This is a genomic window from Pseudoduganella sp. GW821-FHT11H04 (assembly GCF_058807935.1).
Genome location: NZ_JBXARE010000004.1, coordinates 131,595 through 149,445 on the forward strand (window position 1 = coordinate 131,595; position 17,851 = coordinate 149,445).

Consider the following 17,851-nt stretch of genomic DNA (forward strand, 5'->3'; position numbering starts at 1 on the left):
CACCCGAAGGTGGCGTTTTTGCATTGCGTCGACGACGCCGTGACCTTAGTAGCCTGCCGGATAGGTGGCGGTGGCAGTCATGACAATCGGCGCTCCCACTTTCGCCGTGGTGGCGCTCAGGTAATTCATCGGGAAGTACAGCTGCTGCACCGCCGGGGTGCCGTAGGCTGCAACCTGCGCCTTCGCTTCAACCGAAGTGGTCACGCCCCACAGTGCGAACATCGGCCCCATGTCGCGTCCAATAATATTGGAGCTGGCGATCAGCAGGAAGTCGTTGCCGCTGATCGAACCTGGATAGGTGGAGTAAGTGCCGAAGCCGTAACCCGTGGACTTGGTGGCCCAGGTCGACGATGCCTGTCCAAAGTTGCGGTCCAACAGATAAAGCAGCGTGAGCACATCCCAGCCGTCCGGGAACTGGCCATTGTAATAGCGTGCATATTCCACCAACTGACGGTAGAACATCACACGCGCCGAGTTGTTGGCGGCATAGGAGGTATCGCTCCAGGTGGAGTTGTACATGGCCGTGGCGGGATCCGTCGTGCCGAGAGCCGCCTTCATATCGTTGAACACCGCTACGCCGGTGTTGGCACGGGCGATGATTGGCGATGCCTGGCCGGCCGTGGTCATGTTGAACTTCATCTGCTTATGCATTGGGAAGATGTTGTTCGAAACTTCGGTCGATTGGCCGCCGTAGACCTTCAGGCGGCCTACCTGGAGGTTATGCCCAATCTCATGCGACTCACCCCAGCCGAGCGGGTTGAATGCCCAGTCCTGGTCGTATGGGTTGCCCGAACAGCCGCTGCCGCACAGCGCGTGAGCATCGCTGATTACATGCTGCATGGTGTCGCGGCGATGCTGCGTGCCGGTGCAATCCCAGCCTTTGCTATTGCAGAAGGCAGTCACTGCGCTGGTCAGGGCGAGCTGGCCGCTGGACGAATTGAAGCCGGCCAGTTCGTAGGTATCCTTGACGGTGTACTTGTACGTGTCGGAAGCCAGGGCAGCCATGTCGCCGCTGTAATCGGCCATGGTTTCCTTGAAGTGGGCCAGGGTCGAATGCAGGGTCAGCGTATCGGTGGCAAAACCTACCCAGTTCGTGGCGGTGGTGTTCACTTCAGCCGCGAAGGTAGCCACCGCCGTCGGATCGTTCGGGTTGCGCAGCACCGGGTGGGTGATGACGCCATCCACTTGCACCGTTACCGTTTGGCTGCCCGATGCTGCGGCGTCGATGAACAGCATCAGCGGGCCGCCGTATGGGCTGGTGATGGAGATCGCCTTATTCGCCGTCAATGCCGCACGCGGCGACGAAATCTGCGTCGGGCGATCGAACTTATCCTTGTCGAACTCCCTGGTGGTGTCGCGCAGCATGTTCAGGCCAAACTTGACCGTGCCCGTACCGCCGTCGGTGCGGGTCAGCGTCACCTTCTTGCCTGGAATGACGTACAGGCCGGTCAGGTACTCCTTGGTTCCGCTGGTTGGCAGCGCGACGGTCACCGTTTGCGAGATGGTCTGTGTGGCGGCCGGAATCATAGTGGCGAAGTTGCCCAGGTTCTTGGCCACTGCCGAACTGTCGCGGCTGATGTACGCGGTTGTATCGGAGAATAAGGCGCGGAAAAAGTCCTGCTTATTGACCGTCTTGTCCATTGGGTAGCTGACGTTCTCGCGGTATTTGTCGCCCAGCAGCACCAGCAGCTTTTCCATCTGGTAGCCAGGCTGGTTGAACAGGCGCGTGCCGTTGGCATCGAGCTGGCGCATGGTAGTGCGAATTTGCCCGGCCAGCGTGCCGAACTCGGACATATAGGTGCTGTCGCTGTCGCAATTGATCGGGCTCGAGGTGCCGCAGCCGCTCCAGGAGGTGCTGAACGTGCCTTGCTCCAGGCGTGCCAGCAGGCTTTGCACGCTCGTCAACCTCGCGGGCTGGGTTGGCAGGGTCGAAGGAGTAAAGCCTTTCAAGCCTTCCTCGCCCCAGTAGTTGGAGGATTGCGCCAGTCCGAAGTAGGTGGACAGGCGAATCGCCAGGTCGCTGGCGTCGCGGTTGTGATTCAGGTAGAGCACAGGAATGCCGAGCGCTTGCGCGCTACTGACCGCTTGCATCACGGTGTCGCCGGAATAGTTCTTCCCTTGGTCGCTGCCGATCACCAGCAGGTTGGCGCCTTGCAGGCAGCCCGCCAGGGCGGCGCCATCGCATGCGTCGTCGGCCTGGGTGCCGGTGCTTGGCTGGCCATTGATGGTGGCGCCCTGGTATTTGGCGTAGAACCAGTCGCGCACTTTCTTCTCATGCGGGTACCAGTAGGTTTCGGTCCCGGGCACCTGCGACACGACCACTTTGAATGTGGCGGGAGAGCCGGCGGCGGCGGAAAGCCAGCCAACCGTGTTGACCATGAACTTGTCCATCTCGGCGTTGCCGGGAACGCCAATCGGATTGCCGCTGAAGGCTGCGTAACGCGCATTGGTCGTCGGTGCGGTGCCTGCAATGCCCAGCGCAACGCCGGTGCCTGCCGTGGCGCCCTTGTACTTCCAGTTACTCGGCAAAATAATATGGTTGCGCGCCGAATCCTGCAGCGTGAAGTAGCCGGAATCGTGTGATGGGTCCCAGTCGATGTTGCCTACGTTGCTGGAGAGCGCTTGCCGGACATTGGCATAGGCGGTGATTTGCGTGGACAGTACCGACTGGGCCGCCGTCAACACTGCTGGCAACGTCACATTGCTGGAATTGCCAGAGCCCAGCGCGACTTCGAGCGGCGAAGTGCTTGGGCCGTTCGGAGGGGGAGGGGTAGTTGGTGTAGTCGGCGTGGTCGGCGTGCCCGGATTGGTGGTGACGGGAGGAGGCGTCGTGCTGCCAGGGCTTCCGGGTGGGTTGGTGCTGCCGCCGTCGCCTGCACTGGTACTGCCGCCGCCGCCGCAACCAGCCAGGCTGGCTGCAATGACGAGCAATGGCATTGTTGCGCGCAGGCCGCGATGGACCGTAAGTAGTCTAGCGATATTCATCTATTCGGATAATTGTTGACGCAAAGAAAGATAACGGTAACATGAAAATGGACTAATTTTGTTTTCTTGTTACAACTGGCAAAGACATTTGTGCGAATTGGTTGCTTAAAAGTAACAAGTTGCCTGCGCGCTCAAACCACGCTTGCCGAGTTTCGTCACAGCGGCGGATCCGTTCAGTTCCGCCGCTGTTAATCTTTCTGCATCTGGCTGGGGAGAAGACGATGGCTTACAAACTGAATATCAATGGCGTGGCGCGTACCGCGGATGTTGAGGGGGACATGCCGCTGCTGTGGGTGCTGCGCGATACGCTGGGGCTGACAGGGACCAAGTATGGCTGCGGCGCCGGTGCTTGCGGGGCGTGCACCGTCCAAATCGACGGGCAGGTGGTGCGCAGTTGCGTGATGCCTGTCAGTGCGGTCGGCAAGGGCAAGGTGCGCACCATCGAGTCGCTGTCGCCGGATCGTTCGCACGCTTTGCAGCAGGCCTGGATCGCGGAGCAAGTGCCGCAGTGCGGTTACTGCCAGTCGGGCATGCTGCTGGCGGCCGCAGCGCTGCTCAAGTCCCACCCCAAGCCAACGGATGCGCAGATCGAGGCGGCCATGACGAATCTTTGCCGCTGCGGTACTTATCCTCGCGTGCGGCGTGCGATCAAGCGCGCTGCGGGCATGAAGGTGGAGGAAGCAGCATGAGTGGCCGTCGCGATTTCCTGAAGACCTTGGCCGCTGGCGGCTTGCTGGTCGCGGTCGGGCCTGCGCTTGTCGCGAATGCGGCCGAGGCGCCGGCTGCGGGCGCTGCACCGGCGCCGGTACCGCCTCCGCCGGGCTGGGTGCGCATTGCTCCGGACGGCGGCGTCACCATCCTTTCCAATACCAGCGAAATAGGGCAGGGCACCGGCACCGCCATCGCCCAGTTGCTGGCCGATGAAATGGACCTGGACTGGAAAACCGTGCGCATCGACATGGCGCCGGTGGAGAAGCAGTTCATCAACTCCGGCTGGGGCGAGTACGCGACGTACGGCAGCGGCGGCGTGGCGCGCCAGTTCATGCAGTTGCGCAAGGCTGGCGCACAGGCGCGCGCCATGCTGGTGGCTGCGGGCGCCGCGGAATGGAAAGTGCCGGCGAGCGAATGCGATACGCAGCTTGGCGCGGTGATCCACAAGCCGACCGGCCGCAAGCTGTCGTACGCGCAGCTGGTGGCGCAGGCTGCCGCGCAGCCGGTGCCGGCCGAGCCGCCGCTGATGCCGAAGGAGCGCTGGCGCCATATGGGCAAGGACGTGGCGCGCCTGGACCTGCCAGCCAAAACCGACGGCAGCGCGGTGTACGGCATCGACGTCAAAGTGCCGGGCATGCTGTACGCGGCGATCCAGCAATGCCCGCACTTTGGCGGTAAACTGGCCTCAGTCGATCCACAGCCCGCGCTGTCCCGGCGCGGTGTGAAGAAAGTGGTGCAGTTGCCGGATGCAGTGACCGTGGTGGCCGACAGCTACTGGCGCGCGCAGCAGGCGCTCAACGCGCTTAAGCCGGAATGGGATCTCGCCGCAGCGAGCAAGCATTCCAGTGCGCCTTATCGCGACATGCTGCGCGAGGCCGTCCTGAAGGATGGCGACGTGGTGTTTCCGCGCAAGGGCAAAGCGGAAGATGTCCGCGCGGCGCACGACGCTGCCGCCGCCAAAGCCACCACATGGCTGGAGCGCAGCTACAGCGTGCCCCTGCTGGCCCACGCAACGATGGAGCCGATGAACGGCACCGCCAGCGTGAAGGATGGCAAGGCAGAACTCTGGCTGCCAACGCAGGCCCAGGACACGGCGCGCACCCATGTCAGCAAGGCACTGGGCATCGCGCCGGAAGCGGTCACCATCTATACCACCTTGAGCGGCGGCGGTTTCGGGCGCCGCATCGAGGCGGACTTCGCCGTGCAGGCCGCTCTTGTTGCGCGCGAGGCTGGCGTGCCGGTCAAGCTTGTATGGAGCCGTGAGGAAGATATGCGCCACGGCTACCATCGCCCGGCGGCCTTGCTGCGCATGCGCGCAGGCTTTGACGCCAGCGGCGCGGTGGCGGCAGTGAGCCAGGACAGCGCAAGCGATACCGTGTTCAATTACTCGCGCTTTGGCGCGGACAAGCAATACGCCAAGCCCTTCGACGGCAGCGCTGTGGGCGTGCTGATTACTCGCTACTACGGCTTACCAGGTTTCGTGCACCGCACCCACACCGTCGAAGCCGGCGTGCCGCTTGGCTACTGGCGTTCAGTCGCTGCGTCCCAGAACAACTTTGCCACCGAGTCCTTCGTGGATGAACTGGCCCAGCATGCGAAGCAAGACCCCTTCGATTACCGGCGCAGCCTGATGAAGCAGGGCAGCCGCGAACGCGGGGTGCTGGACCGGCTGGAAGCGGCTTCCGGCTGGCGCGACAAGGCCGCGCCGGGACGCCATCGCGGTATGGCTTTCGCCTGGGCCAATGGCACCTATATCGGCCAGGTGGTCGAGCTGTCGGTTGATGCGCAATCGCGCGTCAAGCTGCACCGTATCACCACGGTGCTCGATTGCGGTATCACCGTCAATCCACGCAATGTGCGGGGCCAGATGGAGGGCGGCATCATCTTCGCGTTGACGGCGGCCTTTTATGGCGAGATCACGGTCAAGGAGGGGGCGGTGGAGCAGTCGAACTTCACCGACTACCGGCTGCTGTCGCTGGCCGAAACCCCGGCCATCGATGTCGTGATCGTCGATAGCAGCGAGGCGCCCGGCGGCGTGGGCGAAGAAGCGGTCGGCCCGCTGGCGCCGGCCCTGGCTAATGCCTTGTTTGCTGCTACCGGCAAACGCTATACCGACTTGCCCCTGGTGAAGGCAGGCCTGCGCCTGGCTTAAATTTTTGCTGCACTGCGATTATTGGATAGTTTCCGCACGGAACGATTCGTCTATGATGACCGTATCGAGTCTTCGCGGAGGTGCAGGGAAATGGTGGTCTTGCTAACTGCATTGCTGGCGGGCGTGGCAGTGCTGGCGCTTTGCCTGCTGGCCAGGCTGGGGCGCCGGTCGCAAGCCTTGCTGGCGGCCACGCTGCCATGGCTGATCAACGTCGGCCCGGCGCTGGCGGTGGGATCGGAACACTTGATGCGTCCAGTGATTTTTGCGGCGATCACCAGCCCGCTGGTGTTCGCCCTGATCTGGCATATGCCGATCGTCCGGGTGGACGAAGTTTAAATCCGGCGCTTGACCGCTTCCACGTAGGCGGCGCCATCCGGCGGCACGCCGCGGCGCTGGGAATTCCAGATCATCTCGCCCAGGCACTCCATGATTTCGTGGTGGGCCGCATGTTCGGTGCCCAACTTGCGCGCCAGGCCGATGAAAGCTTCGCGGATGCCGCGCGGCTGGTCGATCGACAGCTGCTCCGTGATCGAGAGGTGCATCGACAGGTGCAGGAAGGGATTGGCCTCGCTGCCTTCCACCGAATAGTCGCGCGCAATGGCGGCTTCCACATCTTTCAGCTGGTCGTGGTATTCGGGGTGGGCCATGATCCAGTCACGGGCGATCAGCTCGATCGGATCCATGATTTCATTGGCATTGGCTTTGCGGTAGACGTCGCAGAAGAAGCGGCGGACGTCGTGGGAAGACGGTGTAAACATAGCCCGGCATTATATAAGACAAAAGGGACAGCCCTCGCAGGCTGCCCCTTTTGTTATTCCTTTGTTACCAGTTCCGTATCCGGCGGCGGCGTCACTGTCGGCGGTTGTGGCTTATCGCCGCTGCGCTGTCCACGCTGGCCGTGAGGCTGGCGCAGGTAGCGCGAGGAGTGGCGGCGGTCGCCATGAGCAGGCCAGGTCAGGAAGCGCGATAGCTCCTGCAAGGCGCGCTGATAGACTTCGCGCTTGAATTCGATCACCACGTCCAGCGGAACCCAGTAATCGTGCCAACGCCAGGCGTCAAACTCAGGATGGTCGGTCAAGCGCAGGTTCACGTCGTTGTCGCGCGCGCACATGCGCAACAGGAACCAGATCTGCTTCTGGCCACGGTAATGGCCGCGGATTTCCCGCTTGATGAAGTGATCAGGCACCTCGTAACGCAACCAGTCGCGCGTGCGGCCGATAATCTTGACGTGCTCCGGACGCAGTCCGATTTCCTCTTCGAGCTCGCGATACATTGCTTGCTCCGGCGTTTCACCATACTTGATCCCGCCCTGCGGGAACTGCCACGAGTGCTCGCGCACCCGCTTGCCCCACCACACCTCGTTATGCGAGTTGAGCAGGATGATGCCGACGTTGGGGCGAAACCCTTCACGATCGAGCATATTGCACCTCAAACTTTCTGTGGCCGAGGCGTCCTTTTATATTTTTGACTACAAATCAAACTGCAATAGCGCTCTTTGTATAAAGTTTGGACGCATCGGGCCAGCTAATCCTTTAAAATTAGGTTGATTATAACTCTCTCTTTTTAAAAAGAATTCACCGATATGCGTGCATCTCGTTTTTTTATTTCAACCCTCAAGGAAGCTCCATCTGACGCGGAAATCGTCAGCCACAAGTTGATGATGCGCGCGGGCATGATCAAACGCCTCGGTTCCGGCATTTATACCTATATGCCAATGGGCCTGAAAGTGATCCGGAAAGTCGAAGCAATCGTCCGCGAGGAAATGAATAATGCCGGCGCTATTGAGCTGCTGATGCCTTTGGTACAGCCAGCCGAGCTTTGGCAGGAAACCGGCCGCTGGGACAAAATGGGGCCGGAGCTGATGCGCGTAAAAGACCGCCATGGCCGCGACTTCGCCATCCAGCCAACTTCCGAAGAAGTTATTACCGATGTGGTGCGTAGCGAGATTAAATCCTACCGCCAGATTCCGTTGAATTTTTACCACATCCAGACCAAGTTCCGCGACGAACGCCGCCCACGCTTTGGCCTGATGCGCGGCCGTGAATTCACCATGAAGGATGCGTATTCCTTCGACCGCGACCTGGAAGGCATGCAGAAGTCGTACCAGATCATGTTCGACGCCTACACCCGCATCTTCACCCGCTTCGGCCTGAAGTTCCGTGCTGTGGCGGCCGACAACGGCGCCATCGGCGGTACCGGTTCGCATGAATTCCACGTGATCGCCTCCACCGGCGAAGACGCGCTGGTTTACTGCCCAAGCTCCGACTATGCGGCCAATATGGAAGCGGCGGAAGCTGTCGCTACCGGCGCCCGCGCTGCTGCCGGTGCGGCATTGGCCAAAACTTCGACCCCGAAGGCTGCCAAGTGCGAAGACGTGGCCAAGCTGCTGGGCATCGACCTGAAACAGACCGTCAAGACCATCGCCCTGACTTCCGAAAAAGAAGACGGCTCCAAGCAGCACTTCATGCTGCTGCTGCGCGGCGACCATGAACTGAACGAAATCAAGGCGAGCAAGGTGCCGGGCCTGGCGCAGAACCGCTTCTCGACCGAAGCCGAAATCCTGGAAGTCTATGGCTGCAAGCCTGGCTACCTGGGCCCAATCGGCGCCAAAGGTCCGGTGACCGTGGTGGCTGACCGCACCGTGGCGCTGATGTCCGACTTCGTGACCGGCGCCAATGAGGAGGATTTCCATTTCACCGGCGCCAACTGGGGCCGCGACATGGCGGAACCGGCCCTGGTGGCCGACCTGCGCAATGTGGTCGAAGGCGATGCTTCGCCGGACGGCAAGGGCGTGCTGGCCATCGAGCGCGGCATCGAAGTGGGTCACGTGTTCCAGCTGGGCACTGCTTACTCTGAATCGATGCAAGCGACTTACCTCGATGAGAACCAGAAGCCGGCCCCGCTGCAGATGGGCTGCTACGGTATCGGCATCACCCGTATCCTGGGCGCCGCCATCGAGCAGAACTTCGACGACAAGGGCATCATCTGGCCGGCTTCGCTGGCGCCGTTCGAACTGGTGCTGTGCCCAATGGGCATGGACCGCTCGGAGCTGGTGAAGGCCGAGACCGAGAAGCTGTACAACGCGGCAGTGGAAGCCGGCATCGACGTCATCCTGGATGACCGCGGCCAGCGTCCGGGCGCCATGTTCGCCGACTGGGAACTGATTGGTGTTCCCCATCGCGTCGTGATCGGCGATCGCGGCCTGAAAGAAGGCAACCTGGAATACCAGGGCCGCCGCGATGCTGAAGCGACTGCCGTTCCTGTGGCTGAAGCCCTGGCCTTCATCAAGGGCAAGATCCAGAAGTGATCGCCATGGCCGGTACACCGCGCAAACAGGGACGTGACCGCCGCCGCTGGTGGGCGCGTCCGCTGCGCTGGTGGCATACGCTGGCCTTCGCCAGCGGCGTGCTATGCGCGCCGTTCGGCTTTGCCGGCAACCAGAAGGAGGAAGCGCTGGCCGACGGTGTGCGGCTGGCGTTGTCCAACGCCATCATGGATGCGCGGCCGCCCAAGCCCGTCTTCCCCAATCCCGCCGACCGTACGCAGTACGATGCCTGGTTTGGCGCCATGTCGGACCGGCTGAAGCGCCGCTTGCCGGACGAACTCACGCGCCGCGAATTCCTCGAAACCGCCTGGTACGAGGCACGCCGTGCCGGCCTGGAGCCGAGCCTGGTGCTGGGACTGATTCAGGTCGAATCGGCCTACCGCAAGTACGCCGTGTCGATTGTCGGCGCGCGCGGCTATATGCAGGTGATGCCGTTCTGGACCAATGTGATCGGCGACAGCGACCGCTCCAAGCTGTTCAATATGCAGACCAATTTGCGCTACGGCTGCTCCATCCTGCGCATGTATCTCGACATGGAGCAGGGCAACCTCTACCTCGCCCTGGGGCGCTACAACGGCAGCCGCGGCAAGCCCGAGTATCCCAATGCCGTCCTATCCGCCTGGAATAAGTGGAAGCTTTAAACTATCTAAAAATGTATTGATTTGTCGGAAATCTTTACAGATGTTTAATTTTGAACATTTGTAAATTCGCTAAGTAACTGAGGGAAAAGGGAATTTTCTTTTAGGCATGATTCCTGCTTGGCAATGTTGCTTTATCTAAAACATTACCATCTAGGGAGAATGCAATTTTGGGCAATACCGCAATCAAGAAGCTGCTGGGCGTAGTTCTGGCAATTGGCGCCATCGGCAGTGCATCGGCGACGCCAGGTACCTCGCTGACTTCTGGCAACACGCCAATGATCACCTCCGGCGCCCTGCCGGATTCTCCAGGCGCCCACGTTGATCCGAACGTCGCATCGTCGCGCTTCTCGGGCGTGGTCAGCCTGGCTATCCAGTACGACGGCTCGCAGTACATTTGCTCCGGCACCCTGGTCAGCAAGCGCCAGATCGTAACCGCCGGCCACTGCGTCGACACCAACGGCAACGGCGCGCTGATCGACCTGAACAAGCCTGGCAATAACGTGCTGGCCGTGTTCAACTCGACTTCCTCCGGCGCCGGCTCGGCTGTGATCGCTGCCTCGAAGGTGTCGATGCACGCTGATTACCAAGGCTTCGGCCGTTGCCCGGTCGGCTCCGGCCTGACCGGCCAGTGCGTCAACGACGACGTAGCCGTTGTGACCCTGAACCGCGATGCGCCTGCCAGCGCCAAGATCTACAAGATCGCCACCAACGAACTGGTGTCCGGCACCCACATCATCATGGCCGGCTACGGCACCTCCGGCGACGGCGTGAACGGCTACACCGTGAGCCCAGCCTTCCGCGTCAAGCGCAGCGGCGAAAACTATGTCGACCTGTTCGGCCTGGACGATGAGCATGGCCGCACCGGCCGTGCTGAAATCTGGTACGGCGACTTCGACGGCGGCGGCAAGGACACCTTCTGCACCCGTTACGACGCTTGCTCGCCAATCCTGCCGAACAACCGTGAATCCGGTATCGGCGGCGGCGACTCCGGCGGTCCTTCCTTCGTTGAGATGTACGGTGAGCTGATGCTGATCGCTACCAACACCTTCAGCAATTCCGCTGGCTACACCGCTGGCACTTTCGGCAGCTACTTCGGCGGCATGGTGCTGCATAGCTACCTGGACTACATCGCCCAGGAAACCGGCGGCACCGCGCTGTTCGTGCCGGAGCCGGGTTCGCTGGCCGTGTTCGGCCTGGGCCTGCTGGCGCTGGCTGGCGTGGCTCGTCGCCGCAAGCAAGGCTAATTAAATCGGTAGCAGGATCGCGCTGGCACTGACCATCGCGAACAGCAGCCCTCCCAAGGGCAGCAAGCCGTAATGCAGGAAAGGCGCCACCAGTTGCGTGGCGCCCGCGACGCAGGCAAAGGAGAGGAACATCAGCAGTCCTGCGCCTTTGCCGGCGTCGTCACCGGCGGCGCTCAAGGCGCCGCCCATGGTGGCTGCGCCGCGCAGTCCCAAGCCGCCGCAGAACAGGGCGGCAAGAATTGCCAGCACGAGCAGGCCTTGTGTGCCGGTCAGTCCCAGCAAGGCCATTCCCATCAAACCAGCTCCCGCCACGAATTGCAGCAGCGTCCCGCTGCGCATCAGCCATTGCTGGCCGAGGCTTTTCACCAGCCCCACGGCAGCCGTGGCGCCGGCCATGAAGGCCAGCACACCGCAGATCTGCAGGATGGCGAAGGCTTCGATTCCCAGCCCAAGCGCGTGCGTGACCAGGACCGGCGCGCTGGCCACATACATCAGCAGGGCGCCGAACATGAGGGCATAGCCCAGGGCGTAGCGCAGATAGCGGCGGTTGCGCAGCAGCGGCGCGTAACCGGTCGAGGCCGCGGCGCCGGCGTTCTTTGGCGCCGCGTCGGCGGAGGCGGTGGCCGGGCCGACGATGCGCGCGACCAGCGGCAGCAGCAGGAGCGACATCGCTGCGATCAGCCAGAACGTCGTGCGCCAGTCGGCGTACAGCACAATCGCTGCACCGGCGACGGGACCGATGGCGGGAATGGTGGATTCGGCCATGGCCACCATGGCCAGCGCCTTCACCGCATCCGCTTCGTCGAAGCGGCGCCGGATCAGGGCGGGTACGGCAACCGTTGCGGCGCCAGCGCCGAGGCCTTGCAGCAAGCGGCCCGCCAGCATCCAATCGATGCCGGGCGCCATAGCGCAAACCAGGCTGCCGCCTCCAAGCAAAGCGGTGCCGGCCATGATGGTACGGCGGTCGCCAAAATGGTCGGCCGCCCAGCCCCAGGCCAGTTGCGACAGCGCCAGTGCCGCCATGAACAGCGCCATGGTGGCCTGGGCGGCAGGAATGGACGCGCCCAGTTCAGCCGCCATGACGGGAATCGCCGGCAGGTACAGGTCGGAAGCGAGCAAGCCCAGTGCAGTCAGGCTGGCCAGCGGGATGGCGAGTCGATGTAGGGCGCGCATAAATAAAAAGCCCCGAGCGCGTGGCGTCGGGGCTCCTCGAATGGCTGCAACAGCCAGAAGCAGCTTATTTCAGGTGGTCGGAAATCAGCTTGGTCATTTCAAACATGGAAACCTGGGCTTTGCCGCCGAAGACAGCTTTCAGCTTGTCGTCCGCATTGATCATGCGGCGGTTTGCGGCGTCCTGCAGGTTCAGTTTCTTAATATAGTCCCAGACTTTTTTGGTCACTTCGGTACGCGGCAGCGGTGCGGAACCGACTACGGCGGACAGTGCGCTCGATGGAGTCATTGCCTTCATGAAGGCTGCGTTAGGTTTACGTGCTGCTGGTGCTGCGGCTTTCTTTGCTGCTGGCTTGGCGGCTGCCTTCGCTGGAGCGGCTTTTTTAGCTGCTGGCTTGGCGGCGGCTTTCTTTGCTGCTGGTGCTGCTTTCTTGGCTGTTGCCATATTCGAGCCTCCTTAACAAACAAATGGATAATTGCGCAATACTATCGCACGGCTAATATTGGCGGGGGTTTGCAGCTTGTGCAAGTGTTTTTGTGGGTTTTTTAGGGGAAACAAGACTTAAACACAAAAAAAGCCGCCCGAGGGCGGCTTTTTGCGGCTTCGCGGGGCTTAGCGCATGCCCGGCATCATGCCTTTCATCGAGCGCATCATCTTCATCATGCCGCCGCCCGAGAGCTTTTTCATCATGGTCTGCATCTGGTCGAACTGGGCCAGCATGCGGTTGACTTCCTGCACCTGGACCCCGGCGCCGGCCGCGATGCGGCGTTTGCGGGCGGCCTTGATCAGTTCCGGCTTGGCGCGCTCTTTCGGGGTCATGGAGTCGATAATGCCGACCATGCGGCGCACCTGCTTTTCAGCCTGGTCCATATTGGCGCCGGACGCCGCTTGCTGGAACTGGGCCGGCAGCTTGTCGAGCAGGCCGGACATGCCGCCCATTTTCTTCATCTGCGCCAGCTGGGCCTTGAAGTCGTTCATGTCGAACTTGCCGCCCGATTTGACCTTGGCGGCCAGTTCGGCGGCGGCCTTGGTGTCAACGTTCTTCTGCGCTTCCTCGACCAGGGCCAGGATGTCGCCCATGCCCAGGATGCGGTTGGCCATACGCTGCGGGTCGAAGGCTTCCAGGCCGTCCAGCTTTTCGGACACGCCGGCGAACTTGATCGGCTTGCCGGTGATGTGGCGCACGGACAGCGCAGCACCGCCGCGCGAGTCGCCATCGAGCTTGGTCAGCACCACGCCGGTCAGCGGCAGGGCGTCGTTAAAGGCCTTGGCGGTGTTGATCGCGTCCTGGCCCAGCATGGCGTCGACCACGAACAGGGTTTCGATCGGCTTGACCGCGCCGTGCACGGCGGCGATCTCTTTCATCATCTCTTCGTCGATACCGAGGCGGCCGGCGGTGTCGATGATCAGCACTTCATGGTGGTGCTTCTTGGCCCAGTCCAGCGCGGCCAGGGCGATGTCGACCGGCTTGTCCTGCGCGGTGGAGGGGAAGAAGTCGGCGCCCACTTGCGCGGTGACCGATTGCAGCTGGGCGATAGCGGCGGGACGATAAACGTCGGCCGATACGGTCAGCACTTTCTTTTTCTTCTGTTCTTTCAGGTACTTGGCCAGCTTGCCGACGGTGGTGGTCTTACCCACACCTTGCAGGCCAGCCATCAGGATGATGGCCGGCGGCTGCTGGGCAAAGGACAGCTGGGAAGCGTCCGCACCGAGGTCGGCCCCCATCAGGGCGCCCAGTTCGCGCTGCACCACGCCGACCAGGGCCTGGCCCGGGGTCAGCGAGGAAATCACTTCTTCGCCGAGCGCCTTTTCCTTGACCTTGGCGATAAATTCGCGCACGGCCGGCAGGGCGACGTCGGCCTCCAGCAGCGCCATGCGTACTTCGCGCAGCATCTCGGCGGTGTTGGATTCGGTCAGGCGAGCCTCGCCGCGCATCGTCTTGACGACTTTGGCAAGGCGCGTAGTCAGGTTGTCTAGCATTGGTGGCCTACTAATAATAGAAGCGGAAAATCCCGCCATTTTACCTTAGGAGTTGGCCGCGACGGCAGCGGCACTCTTTGCAGCCCGCTCTCTCACCAATTGTCACTCTCGTGCACAATTTGTGAAATAAACAAAGTTTCCTGTTGACAAGATGCGCTGGCGCCGTGCATCTTGCTGATAAGTTAATTTTCGAAAGCATTTGTGCAAACGCTGGCTGTTCCAGACCTGATCGACACCCCCGCGCCTGGCCGGCGGCGCGTGCTGCGCCATTGGCGCCGCGCGGTGTTGTTTGCCCTGGCTTGCGCCGGGCTGGCAGTGGCCTGGCAAATGGCGCGTCCGGCGGCCGCGCAGCGGCTGGCCGACGCCATGCCGCCGGAACTGGCGGTCCAGCTGGGCCAGGACATGTTGCACGAACTGGATATCCATACCCTGCTGCCGAGTGAGCTCGATATCGCGCGCCAGCATCGCATCAGCAGCGCCTTCGCCAGCCTGCAGGCGCCGCATGAAGGTGCGCCGCGCCACCGCTTGCTGTTCCGCAGCGGGCACGCCGGCGCTACCGCTTTCACCCTGCCTTCGGGCGACATCATCGTGACCGATGCGCTGGTGCGGGCCTTGCCCGACGACGGCGCGGTGCTGGCCGTGCTGGCGCATGAACTGGGCCACCTGCACCGGGGCCATATGCTGCGCCGCCTGGCGCAGGAGGCGATGCTGCCCGCCGCCGCCAGCGTGGTGCTGGGGAATACGGAATGGCAGGTCGCCAGCGTGGCGGCGCGTGCGCCCAACCTGGCCTGGCCGCTGCAGGACGAAGTGGAAGCGGACGATTACGCCGCCGACCTGCTGGAACATAACGGCCTGTCGCTGCGCAACCTCGCCGAAGTGCAGGAAGAGCTGTCCCGCCTGGGCAGCATGCAGCGCGCTTACCTGGCGATCCATCACCCCAGCGCCGAACGCCTGGCGCACCAGCGCGAACGCAGCGCACTTTAATCCCCGCTGTTGTCGATGTATGATGGGCGCGCGGCCGCGCCGGCCAAAATTTACCTATGGAGAGAGCTGGATGAAACTGAAAAGTATCGGCAAATCGGTAGCGCTTGCTGCGCTCGTGTTCGCAGGCAGCGCGCAGGCGCAGGAAGTTGTACGCCTGGGTAACCTGAAGTTCGCCCACTACGGCGCCGTGTCGTATATCAAGGAGATTGCGCCGAAGTGCGGCATCAAGGTTGAAGAGCGCGTATTCGCCAAGGGCCTGGACGTGATGTCGGCCATCCTGGCGGGCGAGCTTGACGTGGGCGCCACCGCTTCCGAAGCGGCTATCTCCGGCCGTGCCGGCGGCGCGCCTATCTACGCGGTGGCCGGCTTTGCCAAGGGCGGTGCGCGCCTGGTGAGCCGCAGCGACCTGAATATCAAATCCATCAAGGACCTGAAAGGCAAGAAGGTCGGTGTGACGCGCGGCGGCATCCAGGAAGTATTGCTGCTGGCCGAACTGCAGCAGGCCGGCCTGACGGCATCCGACCAGCCGGGCAAGGACGTGCAACTGGTGCTGCTGGCCTATGCTGACCTGAACCAGGCCCTGCTCGGCAAGCATATCGACGCCATGATGCAGTCGGAGCCGCAATCCTCGCAGGCCATCAACAAGGGCTACGGCATCGAGATCATGAAGCCGTATAACACGCCGATCGGCGAACCAATCCGTACCATGGTCATGACGGAGAAGTTCTACAAAGAGCGCCGCCAGGTGGCGGAGAAGTTCATGCGCTGCTTCGTGGAGTCGACCAAGACTTTCATCGACCAGCCGGCGACCGCTGAAAAATACGTGCGCGAGACTGTGTTCAAGGGCCAGATCACCAGCGACGATTTCCAGGATGCGATCGGCAATTCACCATACTCCTACGACATCTCGCCTGAACATATCCAGGTCACCACCGACATCATGGTCAAGACCGGCGTAGGCCGCATGGCCAAGCCTCCGGTGGCCAAGGAATGGGTCAAGACCGACCTGCTGGAGCAAGCCAAGAAATCGCTGGGCGTTAAATGAAGCTGGCCTGGCGCGACATAGGCGTTGGGCTGCTGGCACCGGCGACGCTGGTGCTGGTCTGGCATTTCGTGACTTACCACGGCTGGGTCAATCCGCAGGCGCTGCCTTCGCCGGAAGCAGTGGCGCGCAAGTGGGTGGAATACCTGCTGCCGCTGCAGCCGTATGACGGCAATGGCCACTGGCTGTCCTGGGCCTTCTCCGGTGAGTTGATCCAGGACGCAATGGGCAGCATGTTCCGCGTCCTGGTCGGTTTTGCCCTCGGTGCGGGCCTGGCCTTGCCGCTCGGCCTGGCCATGGGGGCCAGCGCCCATGCCTACCGCCTGTTCAATGTGCTGGTGCAGATCATCCGCCCGGTGCCGCCGATCGCCTATATTCCGTTGTCGATGCTGTGGTTCGGGCTGGGCAATCCGCCGGCCATTTTCCTGATTTCGCTGGGCGCTTTCTTCCCGGTGCTGATCAACACCATCGCCGGCGTGCGCCAGGTCGACGGCATCTATCTGCGGGCGGCGCGCAACCTGGGCGCTTCCGGCCCGACCATGTTCCTGCGCGTGATCCTGCCGGCAGCCGTGCCGTCCATCCTGGCCGGCGTGCGCATCGGCATCGGCACGGCCTTCATCGTGGTGATCGTGGCGGAAATGGTGGCGGTGAATAACGGCCTTGGCTTCCGCATCAGCGAGGCGCGCGAGTACTTCTGGTCGGACAAGATCATCGCCGGCATGATCACCATCGGTTTGCTGGGCCTGGCCATCGACGTGGCCATGGACCGCCTGAACAACTACCTGCTGCGCTGGCACCGCGGCCTGGAGAGCTAATGAGCGCCGCGCATATTGAAGTAAACGGTGTCAGCAAGGTATTCGGCACCTCGGTGGTGGCGCTGCAGAACATCAACCTGGAAATCCCGCGCGGCCAGTTCGTCTGCCTGCTGGGGCCTTCGGGCTGCGGCAAGTCGACGCTGCTGAACGCCATCGCCGGCTTTGCGCCGCCTTCCAGCGGCAGCATCATCGCCGACGGCAAGCCGGTGAGCGAACCGGGGCCGGAGCGCGGCATGGTGTTCCAGGAGTACGCGCTGTTCCCGTGGATGACGGTAGCCGACAACGTGGCCTTCGGCCTGGAGATCAAGGGCATGCCGAAGGCGGAGATCGATGCCACCGTGGAGCGGCTGCTGAAAACCCTGTCGCTGCAGGATTTCCGCCACCGCTTCCCGAAAGACCTGTCGGGCGGCATGCGGCAGCGGGTGGCCATTGCGCGCGTGCTGGCGCTGGATTCGCCGATCATGCTGATGGACGAACCATTCGGCGCACTCGATGCACTGACCCGGCGCAACCTGCAGGACGAGCTGCTGCGCATCTGGGGCGAGCTGAAAAAGACCATCATCTTCGTCACCCACAGTATCGAAGAAGCGATTTACCTGGCCGACCGCATCGTGGTCATGACTTACCGTCCGGGCACGGTGAAGCGCGATCTCCTGGTCGACATGCCGCGCCCGCGCGACCCGTCGGCGCCGGAGTTCAATGCTTTGAAGCGTGAGCTGGGACAGTTGGTGATGGAAGAACAACAACGGCACCATAACGACGAGTTGCGGGCCGCGGCCGTTGATTAGCCGCAGTGTTAAA

The 17,851-nt window shown here is 62.3% G+C and carries 16 protein-coding genes; 10 read left to right on the forward strand and 6 right to left on the reverse strand.

Features of this window, described 5'->3' with window-relative positions; translation table 11 throughout:
• Positions 1-45: 45 nt before the first annotated feature.
• Complete coding sequence (locus tag AC1RTP_RS10825; protein WP_498607381.1) at positions 46-2,937, reverse strand: ImpA family metalloprotease; 2,892 nt, start codon at positions 2,935-2,937, stop codon at positions 46-48.
• Between the two features lie 269 nt (positions 2,938-3,206).
• On the opposite strand from AC1RTP_RS10825, the gene AC1RTP_RS10830 reads away from it, so the two are divergent.
• The 3 genes from AC1RTP_RS10830 (at position 3,207) to AC1RTP_RS10840 (ending at position 6,184) form a co-directional block, all read left to right on the forward strand.
• Positions 3,207-3,674: a (2Fe-2S)-binding protein gene (locus tag AC1RTP_RS10830; protein ID WP_498607383.1), complete on the forward strand. Its 468-nt coding sequence runs from the start codon at positions 3,207-3,209 to the stop codon at positions 3,672-3,674.
• The gene (locus AC1RTP_RS10835; protein WP_498607385.1) at positions 3,671-5,848 is read left to right on the forward strand and encodes a xanthine dehydrogenase family protein molybdopterin-binding subunit; all 2,178 of its coding nucleotides are present in this window, start codon (positions 3,671-3,673) and stop codon (positions 5,846-5,848) included. Before AC1RTP_RS10830 ends, AC1RTP_RS10835 begins: the two co-directional genes overlap by 4 nt.
• 99 nt (positions 5,849-5,947) lie before the next feature.
• A complete protein-coding gene (locus AC1RTP_RS10840; RefSeq protein ID WP_498607386.1) occupies positions 5,948-6,184 on the forward strand; it encodes a hypothetical protein in 237 nt (78 codons plus the stop codon).
• On the opposite strand, the gene AC1RTP_RS10845 is transcribed toward AC1RTP_RS10840, so the two are convergent.
• Entirely contained in the window at positions 6,181-6,606 is a 426-nt protein-coding gene (locus AC1RTP_RS10845; protein ID WP_130310403.1) for a DUF1841 family protein, read from the reverse strand. The genes AC1RTP_RS10840 and AC1RTP_RS10845 overlap by 4 nt on opposite strands.
• Before the next feature lie 53 nt (positions 6,607-6,659).
• Complete coding sequence (locus tag AC1RTP_RS10850) at positions 6,660-7,268, reverse strand: RNA pyrophosphohydrolase (protein ID WP_498607388.1); 609 nt, start codon at positions 7,266-7,268, stop codon at positions 6,660-6,662.
• A 162-nt stretch (positions 7,269-7,430) separates the two neighbouring features.
• Here AC1RTP_RS10850 and AC1RTP_RS10855 point away from each other — a divergent pair, with 162 nt between their 5' ends.
• From AC1RTP_RS10855 to AC1RTP_RS10865, 3 genes are all read left to right on the forward strand, one after another.
• Positions 7,431-9,155 (forward strand): proline--tRNA ligase, encoded by a 1,725-nt coding sequence (locus AC1RTP_RS10855; RefSeq protein ID WP_498607390.1) that lies wholly within the window; start codon positions 7,431-7,433, stop codon positions 9,153-9,155.
• Positions 9,156-9,160: 5 nt separating this feature from the next.
• Positions 9,161-9,814, forward strand: coding sequence for a lytic transglycosylase domain-containing protein (locus AC1RTP_RS10860; protein ID WP_498607392.1), 654 nt, complete (start codon positions 9,161-9,163; stop codon positions 9,812-9,814).
• A gap of 167 nt (positions 9,815-9,981) precedes the next feature.
• On the forward strand, positions 9,982-11,058 hold the full coding sequence (locus AC1RTP_RS10865) for a trypsin-like serine protease (protein WP_498607394.1): 1,077 nt from the start codon (positions 9,982-9,984) through the stop codon (positions 11,056-11,058).
• Here AC1RTP_RS10865 and AC1RTP_RS10870 read toward each other — a convergent pair whose 3' ends face one another.
• From AC1RTP_RS10870 to ffh, 3 genes are all read right to left on the reverse strand, one after another.
• Positions 11,059-12,231 carry an MFS transporter gene (locus AC1RTP_RS10870; RefSeq protein WP_498607396.1) on the reverse strand — a complete coding sequence of 391 codons (1,173 nt, stop codon included), beginning with the start codon at positions 12,229-12,231 and terminating at the stop codon, positions 11,059-11,061.
• 64 nt (positions 12,232-12,295) lie between these two features.
• The gene (locus AC1RTP_RS10875; protein WP_055929217.1) at positions 12,296-12,673 is read right to left on the reverse strand and encodes an SWIB/MDM2 domain-containing protein; all 378 of its coding nucleotides are present in this window, start codon (positions 12,671-12,673) and stop codon (positions 12,296-12,298) included.
• Positions 12,674-12,841: 168 nt separating this feature from the next.
• The gene (gene ffh, locus AC1RTP_RS10880) at positions 12,842-14,209 is read right to left on the reverse strand and encodes a signal recognition particle protein (RefSeq protein ID WP_498607397.1); all 1,368 of its coding nucleotides are present in this window, start codon (positions 14,207-14,209) and stop codon (positions 12,842-12,844) included.
• Between the two features lie 201 nt (positions 14,210-14,410).
• Between ffh and AC1RTP_RS10885 the strand changes: the two genes are divergently transcribed.
• The 4 genes from AC1RTP_RS10885 to AC1RTP_RS10900 all read left to right on the forward strand — a co-directional run bounded on the left by AC1RTP_RS10885 (position 14,411) and on the right by AC1RTP_RS10900 (position 17,838).
• Positions 14,411-15,193 (forward strand): M48 family metallopeptidase, encoded by a 783-nt coding sequence (locus AC1RTP_RS10885; protein WP_498607399.1) that lies wholly within the window; start codon positions 14,411-14,413, stop codon positions 15,191-15,193.
• A 70-nt stretch (positions 15,194-15,263) separates the two neighbouring features.
• Positions 15,264-16,238, forward strand: a complete 975-nt coding sequence (locus tag AC1RTP_RS10890; RefSeq protein ID WP_498607401.1) for an ABC transporter substrate-binding protein — start codon at positions 15,264-15,266, stop codon at positions 16,236-16,238.
• Positions 16,235-17,050 carry an ABC transporter permease gene (locus tag AC1RTP_RS10895; protein WP_498607403.1) on the forward strand — a complete coding sequence of 272 codons (816 nt, stop codon included), beginning with the start codon at positions 16,235-16,237 and terminating at the stop codon, positions 17,048-17,050. Before AC1RTP_RS10890 ends, AC1RTP_RS10895 begins: the two co-directional genes overlap by 4 nt.
• Complete coding sequence (locus AC1RTP_RS10900; protein ID WP_498607405.1) at positions 17,050-17,838, forward strand: ABC transporter ATP-binding protein; 789 nt, start codon at positions 17,050-17,052, stop codon at positions 17,836-17,838. The genes AC1RTP_RS10895 and AC1RTP_RS10900 overlap by 1 nt, the downstream gene beginning before the upstream one ends.
• Positions 17,839-17,851: the final 13 nt, after the last annotated feature.